Genomic DNA, 15,814 nt, shown 5'->3' with positions numbered 1-15,814 from the left:
CCGCTTTAGTTTAGGCCTTTAAATTCTTACCCAACATCTCCCAAGTAGCCACTACGCTATCTGGATTTAATGAGATTGAGGTAATTCCCTTCTCAACCAACCAACGAGCAAAGTCCGGATGATCTGAAGGGCCTTGACCGCAAATACCGACATATTTATTTTGCTTGCGGCAAGCATCAATTGAACGTGCAATCATGAACTCAACCGCTGGATCGCGCTCATCAAAGTCGATAGCCAACAATTCCATACCGGAGTCACGATCTAGGCCCAAAGTTAATTGAGTCATATCGTTTGAGCCGATTGAGAAACCATCAAAGTACTCAAGGAACTGATCAGCCAAAATCGCATTAGATGGGATCTCGCACATCATGATCAGACGCAAACCATTTACGCCACGCTTGAGACCAAACTTCTCCATCATATCGATCACGCGCTTAGCCTGATTGATAGTGCGCACAAATGGAACCATGATTTCTACGTTGTCCAAGCCCATATCTTCACGAACACGCTTCATTGCAGCGCACTCGAGAGCAAAAGCCTCGCCGAAATCTTCAGATACATAACGTGATGCACCGCGGAAGCCCAACATTGGGTTTTCTTCATCAGGCTCGTAACGTGAACCGCCAATTAACTTCTTATATTCATTGGATTTGAAGTCTGACAAACGAACGATCACTGGTTTTGGATAGAAAGCAGCGGCAATCGTTGCTACACCTTCAACCAACTTATCTTCATAGAACTGACGCGGGCTAGCATAGCCACGAGCAACACTCTCTACGGCGCGCTTGAGGTCAGGATCAATATTTGGATATTCCAATACAGCACGTGGATGCACGCCAATGTAGTTATTGATGATGAACTCAAGACGAGCCAAGCCAACGCCAGCATTTGGAATCTGACAGAAATCAAATGCCAACTGAGGATTGCCGATATTCATCGTGATCTTCACTGGAATCTCAGGCAACACACCGCGGGATACTTCAGTGACTTCAGTTTCGATCAAGCCATCATAAATATGACCTTCATCACCTTCGGCGCAAGAAACGGTCACCATCATGCCGTCTTGTAAATGCTCAGTCGCATCGCCGCAACCAACCACTGCAGGTACGCCTAATTCACGGGCAATAATCGCTGCGTGACAGGTACGTCCGCCACGATTAGTCACAATCGCTGAAGCACGCTTCATGACTGGTTCCCAGTTCGGGTCAGTCATATCGGCAACCAAGACATCGCCTGGTTGAACTCGATCCATCTCGCTTGGGTCACGAATAATGCGTACAGGACCAGCGCCAATCTTTTGACCAATCGCACGACCTTTTGCCAATACCTTTGAGCTGCCCTTCAACTTGTAGCGCATCTCTACTTGGCCGGCAGCCTGACTCTTTACAGTCTCAGGGCGGGCTTGCAAGATATAGATACGACCATCTTGACCATCCTTACCCCACTCGATGTCCATTGGACGACCGTAGTGTTTCTCAATGATCACTGCATATTTAGCCAACTCAGTGATATCGGCATCCTCCAAAGAGAAGCGGTTACGCTTTTCTGGGGTGACATCAACAGTTTGTACTTTTTCTGCAGAGCCTTTGGGGGCAAATTGCATTTGAATTAACTTTGAACCCAAGGAGCGGCGAATGATCGCCTTCTTATCTTGAGCCAAAGTGGTTTTGAATACATAAAACTCGTCCGGGTTCACTGCGCCCTGAACAACAGTCTCACCCAAGCCATAGCTAGAGGTAATGAAAACAACATCCTCAAATCCAGACTCGGTATCCAGAGTAAACATTACGCCAGCAGCGCCCAAGTCAGAGCGGACCATGCGCTGAATACCAGCAGATAAGGCTACTTCAGCGTGGGCGAAGCCTTTGTGAACACGGTAGGAGATCGCACGATCGTTATACAAAGAAGCAAATACTTCACGAATCTTCTTCAGAACATCATCAATACCTTCGACGTTCAAGAAAGTTTCTTGCTGACCTGCAAAAGAAGCGTCTGGTAAGTCTTCAGCAGTCGCTGATGAACGAACCGCAAATGAGCCTTTGCCAGAATCGTCCAACACTGTAAATGCTTTACGAATTTCTTCATCAAGCTTAGGCTGAAATGGTGCGGTTTCGATCCAGCCACGAATTTCTGCACCGGCTTGCGCCAATGCACGCACATCATCAATATTCAAACCTTCCAAGCGCTGTTGAATGCGCTCAGTCAAATTGTTGTGCTTTAGAAAGTCACGGAATGCTAACGAAGTCGTTGCAAAACCTGTAGGAACTCGAACCCCAGTAGAGGCTAACTGAGAAATCATCTCTCCTAATGACGCATTCTTACCGCCAACTGATTCAACATCAGTCATGCGGAGTTGTTCAAAAGGCAAAACATAGGCATCAGCCATACTGCTATTTTGTTGCTGTTGGTTGGACATAAAATACTCTCAAAAGATAAGGAAACTGGTGTAGCGGCCACCCTAAAGAGGGCATGCTTTAATATGATTCTATTGTAGTGCTGACCCTGACTTTTAAGCCAAATCCATGTCTAACGAAACCCGCATTGTTTTTATTGTCTCTGACGGCACCGGCATTACTGCCGAGAACTTCAGTCAGTCGATTTTGGCCCAATTTGAGGCCACTTTTAAGCATATTCGGGTGCCTTTTGTGGATAGTGTGGATAAGGCCCACGATGCCGTAAGCAGCGTCAATCAGGCGGCTGCTAAATATGGGGTGCAACCCATCGTTTTCACTACTTTGGTGAACTCTGAGCTCAATGCAATCGTGGCCAAGGCGAATGGGCTGATTTTGGACATGTTCCAGACCTTTGTAGCCCCTCTGGAAGAGGCCTTAGGCATGAAATCCACCCATGCCATGAACCGCCTTCACCATAATGCCGATACCGAGGCCTACAAGAACCGGATTGAGGCCATCAACTATTCCCTGGCCCATGACGATGGCCAGTCCAATCAAAACCTGGCTGAAGCCGATGTCATTCTGATTGGCATCTCCCGGGTGGGCAAAACGCCAACCAGCCTCTACCTGGCAATGCAATATGGACTCAAGGCGGCTAACTACCCCCTGATACCGGAAGATTTCGAACGAGGACAACTTCCGAAGGATTTAGTCCCATATCGCCAAAAAATCTTTGGCCTGATGATTGATGCTGAAAGACTCTCGGAGATTCGCAATGAACGCAGACCCGGTAGCAATTACGCCAAGTTAGAAAACTGTCGCTATGAAATCAATGAAGCAACGGCAATGATGAAAAAGCAATCCATCCCTTGGGTGCTTACTACCAGCAAATCCATTGAAGAGATTGCAACTACTGTGCTGCAGGCAATCAAGTCAGATAAAACAATACTGGGGTAAGTTTTAATCCCATGATTTAAGTACGCCTAATCCGCAGGGTCTCAAATAGACATACCGCTGCTGCAGTAGAAACATTCAGAGATTCCACTCTTGGATCAATCGGGATTGATACTCCTTTGGCTTGAGCAAGCAAATCGTCTGATACGCCCTGCCCTTCGCTCCCCATTACCCAGGCGACTGGGTGGAGTAAGTCTTTTTTCAGGGAGTAGAGGTCATGTTCTGCGTCTGCTGTGGCTGCCAATAGCGGGGCCGTGACTGCACTCAGTAATTGCTGGTTAGACCAGCCTTCATATAAATCTAGCAGCTTGTGAGCCCCCATACCTGCGCGCAATACTTTTGTGGACCACAGATGGGCGCAGCCTGATAAAGCGATGACTTGGGTAAAGCCTGCAGCGGCTGCTGTGCGCAGAATAGAGCCAACGTTACCCGCATCTTGTACCCGGTCCAGTATCACCACGTCACCATCAAAGCTTGCAATGGATTGAGGCGTTGCGAGCGTAGATTTTGGAAGATCAAGTAAACCAGCAATATGTGGTGCATTCACTAAATCAGAAAGCAAGTCCCAGAGAACACTATCTAACTGAACTACCTTAGTTTCCGGACAGATCTCGAGATGTTCGTAGACGGCTTGTGAGATTTCAGCATTCTTCAAACCAATTTCTGAAGTAAGCAATGTCTTTAAGGCTGGATCACCCACCCAAGTCTGAACCAGATGAATACCTTCCAATAATGCTTGGCCGCTAGCGAGCCTAGCCTTCTGCCCCTTAGATCCAGTGGCCTGTAGGTTACGAATCTCTTTAAACAAAGGATTCTCTTTGGAGGTGATGAGATCGAAGTTCATAGATTAGTGGTTTTGATTTTCTAGAACTTTGCGCACTGGTGAAAAGCTTCTTCTGTGTTGATCGCATGCGCCGTATTGTTTAAGTGCAGCAAAATGGGCTTCCGTTGGATAACCCATATGTTGCGCAAATCCATATTCTGGATGGCGCTCATGCAATATTTGCATTTGGCGGTCACGCGTGACTTTGGCAACTATCGATGCCGCTGATATTGCAGGCTCCTTATCATCACCCTTCACAATTGCTTCTGCAGCAATTGGTAACTCCGGGCAACGATTACCATCAATCAATGCTTTATCAGGCCAAGTGCCTAAGCGAGTGGTGAGATCTTCAATTGCCCTGCGCATTGCCAGCATCGTAGCCTGCAAAATATTAATCTCGTCAATCTCAGCTGGACTGGCTTCGCCAACGCCCCAGGCTTTTGCCTTTTCCTTAATCTGCTCGTAGAGATATTCACGACGAACAGCAGTTAACTTCTTAGAATCTTTTAAACCTTCAATTGGATTATTGGGATCAAGCACTACGGCACCAGCAACCACTGCACCAACCAACGGTCCACGCCCTGCTTCATCTACGCCGCAAACCCAAATGAGACTCATACGCTTACTTGCTTCTTGCGATTATTGGCGATCGTCTGAGCTATCGCCTGCGCAACTAATAAACCCGTAGGACGACGCAAAGTTTCATGCATCTGCGCAAAGCGTTCTTTGAGTTTGGCAACTTTAGCTGGATGCTCTAACCAGGCTTGCACGGCATTAGCCAATTTTTCTGGAGTGGCATCATCTTGCAGGAGTTCGGGTACAACAAACTCGCCGCATAAGATGTTTGGCAAACCTACATAGGGCATGTAGCCTTGGCGTTTCATAATTTGAGCGGTTAGCCAAGGCACCTTATAAGAAATCACCATCGGCTTTTTCCATAGGGCAGCTTGCAAAGTGGCTGTACCACTTGCAATTAGTACAACATCCGATGCTTCTAGCACTTCATCAGCCATGCCATCCAGCAGATGAATCTGGATATCTGGATTAGTGTTTTTTGTCTTAAGTAAAAGCTGCTCAAGAGGCTCACGTAATCGTGGTGTCGCTACTGGAATTAAAAAGTGAAGCTTCTGACCTTTTAATCTCTCCGATAGGATCTGCATGGTTTCAAAAAAGACGGGGGCTATGAGCTCAATCTCTGATCCACGGCTTCCAGGTAAGACAGCAATTACCAATCCTTCAAGGGAGGTAGTAGGAATTTTGAGGTGTTTACTTAATTTTTCTCGCGCTTGCTCAATATTAGGTTCAAGCGGAATTTCACTAGCCAGTGGATGACCAACATAAGTAGATGCCACACCAGCTCTGTCATAGATCTCCGTTTCAAAAGGGAAGATACAAAGCATGCGCTCCACTGCTTGGGAGATCTTCTTGATGCGTCCTGCTCGCCATGCCCAAATAGAAGGCGAGACTAAATGCAAAGTGGGGATACCTGCTTTGCGTAATTGCAGTTCGACACCCAAATTAAAATCCGGGGCATCAATACCCAGATAAACGTCTGGGCGACCCTCATTCAGGAGGTTTTGAATCAGTTCTTTACGCAGTTTCAGAATAGCTGGAAGCTGCTTAAAAGCCTCTACATAACCTCGCACACTTAAGGTTTCCATGGGCCAATCAGAGCGCATACCCTCGGCTTGCATGCGAGGACCGCCAATGCCATAAACCTCAAGGCCAGCCATGTCCGGAATTTGATTTAGCGCACTAAGAACTGGCGCTGCTAATAGATCGCCAGAAGGTTCGCCAGCTACACAAGCTAACTTTGGCAAAGTAATTCCGTTACCGAATAATGCCGCGTGTAGAGGCGGCAATAAAGTCATGGAACTGCGCGAGCCTCTCAGCAGTAGCTGCATCTGCCGCTGAAGCTACAACCATTTTCTGAATCTCTACTTTCGCATCTTCAAAACTCAGGCCATCCTTATAAAGCACTTTATAGGCTTGACGTAAGGCAGAGATCGTTTCGCTTGAGAAACCGCGGCGCTTTAAACCCTCAACGTTGATACCATGAGGAGAAGCCTTATCACCCGCAGCAATCACAAATGGAGGAATATCTTGCACTAAAGCGGATGCACCACCCAGCATGGCATGTTGACCAATGCGAACGAACTGATGTACGCCAGACATGCCGCCCATGATGGCCCAATCTTCAACCTGAACATGGCCAGCGATTTGCGCATTGCTTGAAAAGATCGTGTGATTACCAACCTGGCAGTCGTGAGCAATGTGAACATAGGCCATGATCCAGTTATCGTTACCGATGCGAGTGATGCCTTCGTCTTGTGATGTACCAGTATGAATCGTCGTGAACTCACGCACAGTATTGCGATCGCCAATAATCAACTGGGTTGGCTCGCCACGGTATTTCATATCCTGCGGAGGACCACCAATAGCTGCAAAGTGGGCAAAGCTATTTTGCGCGCCGATTGTGGTGTAACCCTCAATCACTGTATGAGAGCCTACTTTAGTACCAGCGCCAATCTTCACGTTAGGACCAATGACGGAATACGGGCCAACCTCAACATCGCCAGCCAGCTCAGCCTTACTGTCTACTACAGCAGTTGCATGAATCCGAGTCATTACGCGCCTTTCGAACGAACTGCACAAGTAATATTAGCCTCTGCAGCAAGCTCACCATCAACAGTTGCGTGTACTGAAAACTTATAAATACCTGCACGCTCACGCTCTAACTTTGCAGTCATGATAAGTTGATCTCCGGGCAATACGGGCTTTTTAAAGCGCGCACCATCAATACCGGCAAAGTAATAGATTGCATCTTCTGCGCGTTCTTCAGAGAATGTTAGCAAAGCAGCCGTTTGAGCTAAAGCCTCAATAATTAACACACCAGGCATTACTGGGAAATCGGGGAAATGCCCCTGAAAGAAAGGCTCATTCATGGTGACGTTTTTTAATGCGGTGATGCTTTCACGCGGAGTAATTTCTAATACGCGATCTACCAATAGGAATGGGTAGCGATGCGGTAGCAATTGAAGAATCTTATTGATGTCGATTGCGATTGGTGTGCTCATAAATGACCCGCTGAAAAGTAAATATTAATTTTGGCTCTACAGAATCTCAAGACTCTGTAGTTTTGTTTTTATCTAACAAGCGCAAGCGCTGACGTATTTTATCTAGCCCACGCAAAATGGCAGCATTTTTCTCCCAGGCGCCGTGGAGCATTGATGGATAAACGCCTGTGAAATGCTGCCCAGGCTCTGTAATAGAGCGAATAATAGAAGTATTACCAGAAACCGTTGTTCTATCGGCAATCGTGAGATGGCCCGCAAAGTTAGCTGCGCCGCCAATGATGCAGAAATTGCCAATTTTAGTGCTGCCAGATATAGCAGCACATCCAGCAACAACGCAGCAATTACCAATCACAACGTTATGCGCTATTTGCACCTGGTTATCAATTTTCGTTCCTGTGCCTATAACCGTGTCACTCATTGCACCACGATCAATCGTGGTTGAGGCGCCAATCTCCACATCATTGCCAATAACTACTCGCCCCGTCTGGGGAATCTTGACCCACTCCCCACCTGTGGCAGAAAAGTCTGGAGCAAAACCAAAGCCATCGGCACCGATGACAGCGCCGCTATGAATAATGCAACGCTCACCAATCTGAGTGTTGTAATAAATAGAAACAGATGGATAGATCAGCGTATCACTTGCAATAACACTACCCCCGGCAATGCTGGAGTTTCCTAAAACAGTTACGCGCTCACCGAGCTTTACACCAGCACCAATTTGCACAAATGGACCAATGTGACAGGAGGATGGAACGCTCGCAGTGGAATCAATTACTGCACTGGGATGCATTCCAGGTATGTAGCTTGGGCTACTAGCTTTTGCAAAGTGTTGCGCCATTCTGGCAAAAGTAGCGTATGGATTTTTAGAAACAAAGTACACCCGCTTTGCGGAATGTGCACTAGGATTTGCCTGCAAAAACTCTAAATCAGACTTGCTGACAATCAATGCTCCAGCAGCGCTATCACTAGCTTGCTGTCTATAAAGCGGATTGGAAAGGAAGGAGATCTGATCTGGCTGCGCTCGCTCCAAAGGAGCGAGGCCAGTAAATCCGTGGGAGGCCTCCCCCACCAAGCTTGCTTGAAACTGTTCGGCCAGCTCAATGGCGGTCGGCATAAAGCTTACTTCTGGCTATTTAAAGCCTTGATAACGTCATCGGTTACATCTGCCTTAGGGCTGACATAAGCTGCTTCTTGAACAATGACATCAATTTTTCTTTGTTCTGCAATTTGCTTCAACACTGCATTTGCTTTCTCTGCAATCTTGGCGCGCTCTTCGAAAGTACGCTGATTGAGATCTTCAGTAAATTCGCGTTGCTTACGTTGCAGTTCACGATCTTGATCAGCCAACTCACGTTGGCGACGAACACGCTCAGCTTCGTTCATCACGGCAGCATCACGATCTAACTTTTCAGCAGCAGATTTAATTTTTTGAGCGCTGTCACGCAAATCGTTTTGGCGCTTAGTAAATTCGTTCTGCAAGCGAGTTTGCATTGCTTTTGCTAAGTTGGACTCATTGAAGACTTTCTCAGAGTTCACAACTGCAACGCGCGTTCCTGCATCTTGAGCAAAAACTTGAGGAGTTGCGATTACTGTCATAGCAGCAATCAGGCCAACTCGAATCCATTTAGTAGATTGATAAAGCTTCATAAAACTTTCCTTAAACAATTAAAACGACGTGCCCACTTGGAACTGCAAACGCTGGATATTGTCCGTTGGTTGTGACTTATACGGAATACCATAGCTGAATTTCAATGGCCCAAGCGGTGATATCCATGATAAACCCAATCCGTAGGAGTATCTCAAAACTAAATTGATGTTTTGCCCAAATGCATTACCGCCGTCCACGAAGGTGAATAGGCGAAGGGTTTTATCCACCCCAGAGCCAGGTACGGGGAAGGTGTATTCCACGTTACTAACAATCTTAGACTGTCCGCCTGTTGGCTGGTAAGCGCCAATATATGTGTTGTAGTACTGCGGACCCAAAGAGCCAGGAGAATAACCGCGTACGGAACCAATACCGCCTACATAGTAGTTTTTAGTAATTGGAAATGGATTGTTGCCATACGCCTGCCCATAACCAACCTCACCATTAAAGGACAAAATATTGCCTTTTGAAAAGGAATGGTATTTCTGATACTGGCCATAAATACGGTAAAAAGTGAGATCTCCAACAGGAGTTCCAACTTCGCCTGAGAGTTGCTCCAAAGAACCTGTTGAAGGAATTAATGAGCTATCGCGACCATCACGCGCCCAACCAACAGTTATAGGAACGTTATAAGTTGTTGCGGTACCAGGGTAACCTGGTGAAGGCACCCCATAACTCATCGCATAATTTAGATATGGTATTGGAGTATTTACAGAAGTTTTAATTTGAAAGGCCTCTAGACCGGTTCCAAAAAATACTCTATCCACTTCTGTATACGGCACACCAAATTTAATATTCGATCCAACAGACTTGATCTGATAATCAGGGTCGCCAGCGTAGTACAAAGGCTTAGATGATCGATAGTACAGATCGGTGTAGCGACTAATGCCATCTTCAGTGAAGTATGGGTCATAGTTAGAGAGGGTTAGATTTTGAGTGATCTTACCGAGAGAGGCATTTAATCCAACGGATGTACCGGTACCAAAGGCATTGTCTTGATTAATACCTGCAGACAAAATCAACTTCTCGGTTGAGGAGAAACCTGCACCAACGGTAATTGCTCCTGTTGGCTTCTCAGCTACTTTGACATTGACATCAACCTGGTCAGGAGATCCAGGGACATCCTCTGTAGTGATGTCAGTCTCAGTAAAGTAACCCAAGCGACCTAAACGCTTTTTAGATAAATCGATCTTGTCACTATCAAACCAAGAGCTTTCAAACTGGCGTATTTCGCGGCGAATCACCATATCGCGAGTTTTTGCATTTCCAGAAATAGCTACTTGGCGCACATAAATACGACGGCCAGGATCTACAACCAAGGTAAGGTCCACCTCAGCTATGTCACGACGGATATCTGGCTGAGGGTTAATCGTTGCAAATGCGTAACCATAAGAACCCAGGACCTCAGCAATTGCCTTGGTGCTTTCAGTCAAGCGCGCTGATGAGAAAGTGTCTCCAGGCTTCAACACAATCAACTGCATTAACTCAGCTTCTTTACCTAAGGTTTCACCTGCTAAACGCACATCCTTGACGGTGAATTTTTTACCTTCGCGAATGCTAATGGTGAGGTAGATACCCTTTTTATCAGGGGTAATCGATACTTGAGTGGACTCAATCACAAACTCAAGATAACCACGATTGAGATAATAAGATCGAATGGACTCTAAGTCGGCAGTGAGTTTTTGCTTTGAATAAAGATTGTCTTTACTGTACCAAGATAGCCAACCTCCAGTTTTTAACTGCATCTCGCTTTTTAAAGTACCTTCACTGAACACTTCGTTGCCAATGAAATTAATCTCTTGAATTTTAGCAACAGGGCCCTCGTCGATATTGAAATAGACGGCTACCTGGTTGCGCTCAACCGGGGTCACTGTAGCAACAACCTCCGCTGCATACATACCCTTACCAACGTATTGACGCTTTAATTCTTGCTCTGCTTTATCAATGAGTGCTTTGTCATAAAAACGCGCTTCAGCAACGCCCACTGTTTTTAAGGACTTGCGAACAACCTCAGGATCAAACTCTTTCATCCCAGTAAACTCAATACGAGAGATCGTTGGGCGCTCTTCCACAATCACAATAAGAACATTGCCCTGCTCTTGGATTTGCACGTCCCTGAAGAACCCAGTGCTATACAAGGCCTTAATCGATTCCGCACCCTTTTCTTCATTAAAGGTGTCGCCTACTTGAACAGGTAAATAACTAAATACCGTTCCAGGCTCTACACGCTGCAAACCTTCAACACGAATATCTTTCACTACAAAAGACTCGGCCGCAGAAGCATTCAAACTCAACCCAAGCGCAGAAAATACCAAGAGAAGGGTAATGAAACGGGCAAAAATACGGAAAGAATGTGTCAGAGGATTCAAGGCGAAATATAGCGTTGTAAATCGTTAAACAAGGCCAGTAATGACATAGAAATCAGCAAAATAAAGCCCACTTTTTGGAGCCGCTCCTGCATTGATGTCGAAATCCGCTTACCGGCTACCAACTCCCATGCATCATACAGTAGCTGACCCCCATCAAGTATCGGAAAAGGGAGTAAATTCAGCAAACCAATGCTAATACTCATAAGCGCCAAAAAGCCCAAAAATGGCTGCCACCCTACCTGAGCTGATTTACCCGCCATGTCCGCAATACTGAGAGGTCCGCCCAGCTGTTTTAAGGAGGTATTGCCGGTAAACAAACCAGCCATTAACCTTGCAGAAACCTTGGTAATTACCCGCACCCTCTTTGAGGCAAAAATGAGCGCATCTATTGGCCCCAACTTCAGGTCCTGCCACTGCCCCAAGGGCGTTAATACCGGCAGAATACCTAGAGCCAACATCGGATCCTGATTAGGACTGATTTTGGGTAAATCCTTGGAATAAAAGGACTTTATTGAGCTTCCACCAGTGGCTGTGGCTAGTTCTAGAGCGAATCCACTCTCTCCAGTAAGTGCATCCATCAAATTCCAGCGCAAGGCATTCCAACTCGGTACAGGGTCAAAATCCCCTAAAAGGGGCGCACCACCCTCCTCGGAACCCAAATTCTGCCAGCCAATCACCCGATCACCCGCTATTACCCCCAGCTTGGCAGCGACAGAATTTTCAGCGGGATTTTGTAAAACGGCAGGTAATTGTGGGGCGCCCGAAATATAGATCAGGGCAAAAAAGACAATCGCTAAAAAGAAATTGGCTAATGGGCCCGCGGCCACGATCAATGATCTCTGCCATAGCGGCTTTTTATCAAACGCCTCAGATTCATCGGCCGCAGTAATCACTTGCTGACGATCTCGACCATCAAGTAATTTCACATAGCCGCCCAATGGAATTGCAGCTAACACCCACTCTGTTTTATTTTTGGCATGGTAAGTAAATAGCGGTTTACCAAAGCCAATTGCGAAGCGAAGGACTCGAACGCCACAACAACGAGCAGCAAAGAAATGCCCAAACTCATGAAAGCTAACCAACACGCCCAGGGTTAACAAAAAAGCTGCAAGAGTAATCAATGCCTGCAAAGAATTTCCTTCACCACTACTTGCGCTGCTTGACGAGCGCGAGCATCAACATCCAAAATTAACTCTAGCGAGTCTGCATTAACGGAAGAAATAGTGCTCAACACACTCTCCACCACATGGGGGATTTGCAAATACGGTAGGCCTTCATCTAAGAAGGCTGCTACTGCAACTTCATTGGCGGCGTTCAGAACTGCTGGTGCAGTACCTCCTGCTTTAGCGGCAGCAAACGCCAACGAGAGACAAGGAAAGCGCTCTAACTCTGGATCAGCAAAACTTAAATTCGCCAACTGCGTCAAACTCAATGGAGCTACACCCGCCTCAATACGCTCCGGCCACGCCAGGCCGTAAGCAATAGGGGTTCGCATATCAGGCTGACCCAATTGCGCAAGCACAGAACCATCACGATAACGCACCATCGAATGCACAACGCTTTGCGGGTGAATGAATACTTTAATTTTTTCTAAAGGCAAACCAAATAACCAAAACGCCTCAATCACTTCAAGGCCTTTGTTCATCATCGTCGCAGAATCAACTGAAATTTTTCTACCCATCACCCAGTTAGGATGTGCGCATGCTTGTTCAGGAGTAATGTCAGCCAATTGATCAAGCGGTGTATTTCTGAATGGGCCTCCTGAAGCAGTTAACCATAGCTCTTCAACCCCTAGGCTAGGATTGGGGGCTTTAGAAAATTGACTAGGTAGGCATTGAAAAATGGCATTGTGCTCACTATCGATTGGCAATAATTCGCCACCACCGACCTTCATCGCCTGCATAAATAAATCGCCAGACATTACTAAGGCTTCTTTATTTGCGAGTAGCACTCTTTTGCCAGCTTTTGCAGCAGCTAAGGCGGGCACTAATCCTGCAGCACCCACAATGGCAGCCATGACAGTATCGCAATCAGATTCAGTAACGGCCTTGACTAAAGCTTGCGGTCCATACAAGACCTGCGTATTTATTTTTTTCTCGAGCAAAATCTTGCTTAAACGAGCGGCACCATCGGCATCCGCCACTACCGCAATGGTTGGCTTAAATTCGGCACACTGCTCAGCCAGTAAATCTACCTGCTTTGCTGCGGTAAGCGCAACCACCTTGAAGCGATCTGGGTGGGCACGAATCACATCGAGCGTGTTAACGCCAATGGAGCCAGTTGAGCCTAGGATCGCGACCTTCTTGACTGACATTACACAAATCCCGCTAAGAGCGCTGCGATGGGCATTGCTGGGATCAAGGCATCCACCCGATCCAACACTCCGCCATGACCTGGTAATAAATGACTGGAATCTTTAACGCCAGCTAAACGCTTTAACTGAGATTCAAATAAGTCCCCAAAAATACTGAAGGCTGTTAATACGGTCACCATCAGGAACATGGGAACCCAACCAAAGCGGATAGCCCATGCTCCAAACAAAGTCGATTCAAAGGGCAAGAAGTAAACGCATAAGAACGCATAAACATAGCAGAGTATTAAACCGCCAATAGCACCTTCAATCGATTTACCTGGACTAATTTGCACAGCAAGCTTACGTTTACCAAACGCCTTGCCGACAAAGTAAGCACCAATATCGGCAACCCATACTAGAGCCATGCTGCTAAGTAAAAAGATCAGCCCTAACTCGCGCAAAAACACTAATGCAAACCAAGTGGCTGGCAACAAAATTAAGCCGAGCACAACATAGAAAGGTCGTAGCTTTTCCAGCGACAAATTCATGCCTTTAGCCAATATAAATGGTGCTACGAAGAACCAGAAAATGACAGCTAGTAGCAATAAGGCAAATTGCCAGGAGGCATTTTGCATCCCCAACAGAAACAAAATAATGGCCAAGCAAAATAATGCGTATAACCAAGCAGCACGTCCAGCCTCAGGCGCCAATAAGCGACTCCATTCCCAAGCGGCAGCCAACAATGCCACCAAAAAGAATACACCAACATACATTGCCGGGAGTAAAAACAGAATAGGCAGCAATACCGCCAATAGAACAAGGGCGGTAATAACTCGGGTTTTTAACATGAGGGATTGAGCTTAGTAATTGGCAGCGTCAAACTGCATCACTCATTGCTTGAGATGCAAGCTGAGCACTGGTACGACCAAAACGGCGCTCGCGCTGGCTAAACCAGTCAAATGCCTTGTGCAATTCTTTCTCATCAAAGTCAGGCCACAAAACATCCGTGAAGTACAACTCAGTGTATGCCAGTTGCCATAACAAGAAATTACTTACGCGCTGCTCGCCACCAGTGCGGATAAACAAATCTGGCTCTGGTGCGTAAGCCATTGAAAGATGAGGCTGAAGCAATTCTTCAGTAACCTGCTCTGGCTTTAAATTGGGATTAGCAGAAAGACATTGGCGCATTGCCTGCAAGATATCCCAGCGACCACCATAGTTAGCGGCAATCGTAAAAGTTAAGCCTTTGCAGCCAGCCGTCTTTTGCTCAGAGAATTGCACCATCTCTTGAATAGCAGAATCAAAACGACTCAAGTCACCAATCAACCGCAAAGCAATATCGTTTTCTGCCAAACGAGATACTTCACCCTTGAGTGACTTCAGAAATAATTTCATCAAGAAACCCACCTCTTCTGGTGGGCGACGCCAGTTCTCTGAACTAAAGGCAAATACTGTGAGGTATTCAACACCAAGCTTGCGGCATTCTTCAACGATTTTCCGTACAGCGCTCAAACCCTCTGAGTGCCCCGCAACGCGAGGCATCATCCGCTTGCTAGCCCAACGCCCATTGCCATCCATGATGATCGCCACATGGCGAGGTATGGCACTTACCTCCGGGATAGCTAGGGTTGAACTAGAGTGTTGAGTCATGAGAGGCTAAAAATTCAAGGCGGTTTTAAACCGTCATGATCTCTTTTTCTTTTTCAGAAACGATCTTATCAACATCAATCACTGCTTTATCCGTCATCTTCTGAATGTCATCAGTAGCGCGGCGCTCTTCATCCTCGGAAATTTCTTTATCTTTAGTAAGGCGCTTTAAATGCTCATTTGCGTCGCGACGCAAATTACGAACAGCAATCTTAGTTTCTTCACCTTCATTCTTCACAACCTTAGTGAGGTCGCGGCGGCGCTCTTCAGTCAAGGCAGGCATTGGTACGCGGATTACAGTGCCTTGAGATGCTGGGTTTAAGCCAAGATCAGAATCACGAATTGCTTTTTCAATCACCGCAACCATCGTTTTTTCAAATGGTTGAACGTTAATGGTGCGTGCATCCGCTAAGCCTAGGCTAGCAACCTGACTTAATGGCGTTGGGTTACCGTAATAATCCACCTGAATGTGCTCCAGAATTCCTGGGTTAGCACGGCCAGAGCGAATCTTGGCTAAATTGGTTTTCAAAGCCTCAATAGACTTTTGCATCTTTTGATCAGTATTGGTTTTAATTTCTGCTGCAGACATCAGGCCTCCTATTAAACATGTACC

The 15,814-nt window shown here is 46.5% G+C and carries 15 protein-coding genes; 1 reads left to right on the top strand and 14 read right to left on the bottom strand.

From position 1 onward, the window contains the following. Positions 1-10: 10 nt before the first annotated feature. Complete coding sequence (ppsA, locus tag ICV90_RS02940; protein WP_251367775.1) at positions 11-2,416, bottom strand: phosphoenolpyruvate synthase; 2,406 nt, start codon at positions 2,414-2,416, stop codon at positions 11-13. A gap of 106 nt (positions 2,417-2,522) precedes the next feature. On the opposite strand from ppsA, the gene ICV90_RS02935 reads away from it, so the two are divergent. Continuing rightward, the gene (locus tag ICV90_RS02935; protein ID WP_072583021.1) at positions 2,523-3,350 is read left to right on the top strand and encodes a pyruvate, water dikinase regulatory protein; all 828 of its coding nucleotides are present in this window, start codon (positions 2,523-2,525) and stop codon (positions 3,348-3,350) included. Positions 3,351-3,366: 16 nt separating this feature from the next. On the opposite strand, the gene ICV90_RS02930 is transcribed toward ICV90_RS02935, so the two are convergent. From ICV90_RS02930 to frr, 13 genes are read right to left on the bottom strand one after another with little or no spacing between them, the layout of a single operon-like run. Further along, complete coding sequence (locus ICV90_RS02930) at positions 3,367-4,191, bottom strand: RNA methyltransferase (RefSeq protein WP_215359559.1); 825 nt, start codon at positions 4,189-4,191, stop codon at positions 3,367-3,369. 3 nt (positions 4,192-4,194) lie between these two features. Next, positions 4,195-4,788 carry a ribonuclease HII gene (rnhB, locus tag ICV90_RS02925; RefSeq protein ID WP_215359557.1) on the bottom strand — a complete coding sequence of 198 codons (594 nt, stop codon included), beginning with the start codon at positions 4,786-4,788 and terminating at the stop codon, positions 4,195-4,197. Continuing rightward, positions 4,785-6,041: a lipid-A-disaccharide synthase gene (lpxB, locus tag ICV90_RS02920; protein ID WP_215359555.1), complete on the bottom strand. Its 1,257-nt coding sequence runs from the start codon at positions 6,039-6,041 to the stop codon at positions 4,785-4,787. Before lpxB ends, rnhB begins: the two co-directional genes overlap by 4 nt. Next, a complete protein-coding gene (lpxA, locus tag ICV90_RS02915; protein ID WP_215359553.1) occupies positions 6,001-6,798 on the bottom strand; it encodes an acyl-ACP--UDP-N-acetylglucosamine O-acyltransferase in 798 nt (265 codons plus the stop codon). Before lpxA ends, lpxB begins: the two co-directional genes overlap by 41 nt. Further along, positions 6,798-7,247, bottom strand: coding sequence for a 3-hydroxyacyl-ACP dehydratase FabZ (fabZ, locus tag ICV90_RS02910; protein WP_215359551.1), 450 nt, complete (start codon positions 7,245-7,247; stop codon positions 6,798-6,800). Before fabZ ends, lpxA begins: the two co-directional genes overlap by 1 nt. A 46-nt stretch (positions 7,248-7,293) precedes the next feature. Continuing rightward, positions 7,294-8,361 carry a UDP-3-O-(3-hydroxymyristoyl)glucosamine N-acyltransferase gene (gene lpxD / locus ICV90_RS02905; protein ID WP_215359549.1) on the bottom strand — a complete coding sequence of 356 codons (1,068 nt, stop codon included), beginning with the start codon at positions 8,359-8,361 and terminating at the stop codon, positions 7,294-7,296. 5 nt (positions 8,362-8,366) lie between these two features. Further along, on the bottom strand, positions 8,367-8,894 hold the full coding sequence (locus tag ICV90_RS02900; RefSeq protein WP_215359547.1) for an OmpH family outer membrane protein: 528 nt from the start codon (positions 8,892-8,894) through the stop codon (positions 8,367-8,369). Positions 8,895-8,912: 18 nt separating this feature from the next. Continuing rightward, positions 8,913-11,261: an outer membrane protein assembly factor BamA gene (gene bamA, locus ICV90_RS02895; protein WP_371743866.1), complete on the bottom strand. Its 2,349-nt coding sequence runs from the start codon at positions 11,259-11,261 to the stop codon at positions 8,913-8,915. After that, positions 11,258-12,391 carry an RIP metalloprotease gene (locus ICV90_RS02890; RefSeq protein WP_215359545.1) on the bottom strand — a complete coding sequence of 378 codons (1,134 nt, stop codon included), beginning with the start codon at positions 12,389-12,391 and terminating at the stop codon, positions 11,258-11,260. The genes bamA and ICV90_RS02890 overlap by 4 nt, the downstream gene beginning before the upstream one ends. After that, positions 12,379-13,575 carry a 1-deoxy-D-xylulose-5-phosphate reductoisomerase gene (gene ispC / locus ICV90_RS02885; RefSeq protein ID WP_215359543.1) on the bottom strand — a complete coding sequence of 399 codons (1,197 nt, stop codon included), beginning with the start codon at positions 13,573-13,575 and terminating at the stop codon, positions 12,379-12,381. The genes ICV90_RS02890 and ispC overlap by 13 nt, the downstream gene beginning before the upstream one ends. Continuing rightward, the gene (locus ICV90_RS02880) at positions 13,575-14,402 is read right to left on the bottom strand and encodes a phosphatidate cytidylyltransferase (RefSeq protein ID WP_215359541.1); all 828 of its coding nucleotides are present in this window, start codon (positions 14,400-14,402) and stop codon (positions 13,575-13,577) included. Before ICV90_RS02880 ends, ispC begins: the two co-directional genes overlap by 1 nt. 28 nt (positions 14,403-14,430) lie before the next feature. Continuing rightward, a complete protein-coding gene (locus ICV90_RS02875; RefSeq protein ID WP_215359539.1) occupies positions 14,431-15,204 on the bottom strand; it encodes an isoprenyl transferase in 774 nt (257 codons plus the stop codon). A gap of 25 nt (positions 15,205-15,229) precedes the next feature. After that, positions 15,230-15,790, bottom strand: coding sequence for a ribosome recycling factor (gene frr / locus ICV90_RS02870; RefSeq protein WP_215359537.1), 561 nt, complete (start codon positions 15,788-15,790; stop codon positions 15,230-15,232). Positions 15,791-15,814 lie beyond the last annotated feature (24 nt).

The organism is Polynucleobacter sp. JS-JIR-II-b4 (assembly GCF_018687815.1).
Lineage (GTDB): Bacteria > Pseudomonadota > Gammaproteobacteria > Burkholderiales > Burkholderiaceae > Polynucleobacter.
This window is presented reverse-complemented; position numbering and strand designations above follow the sequence as displayed.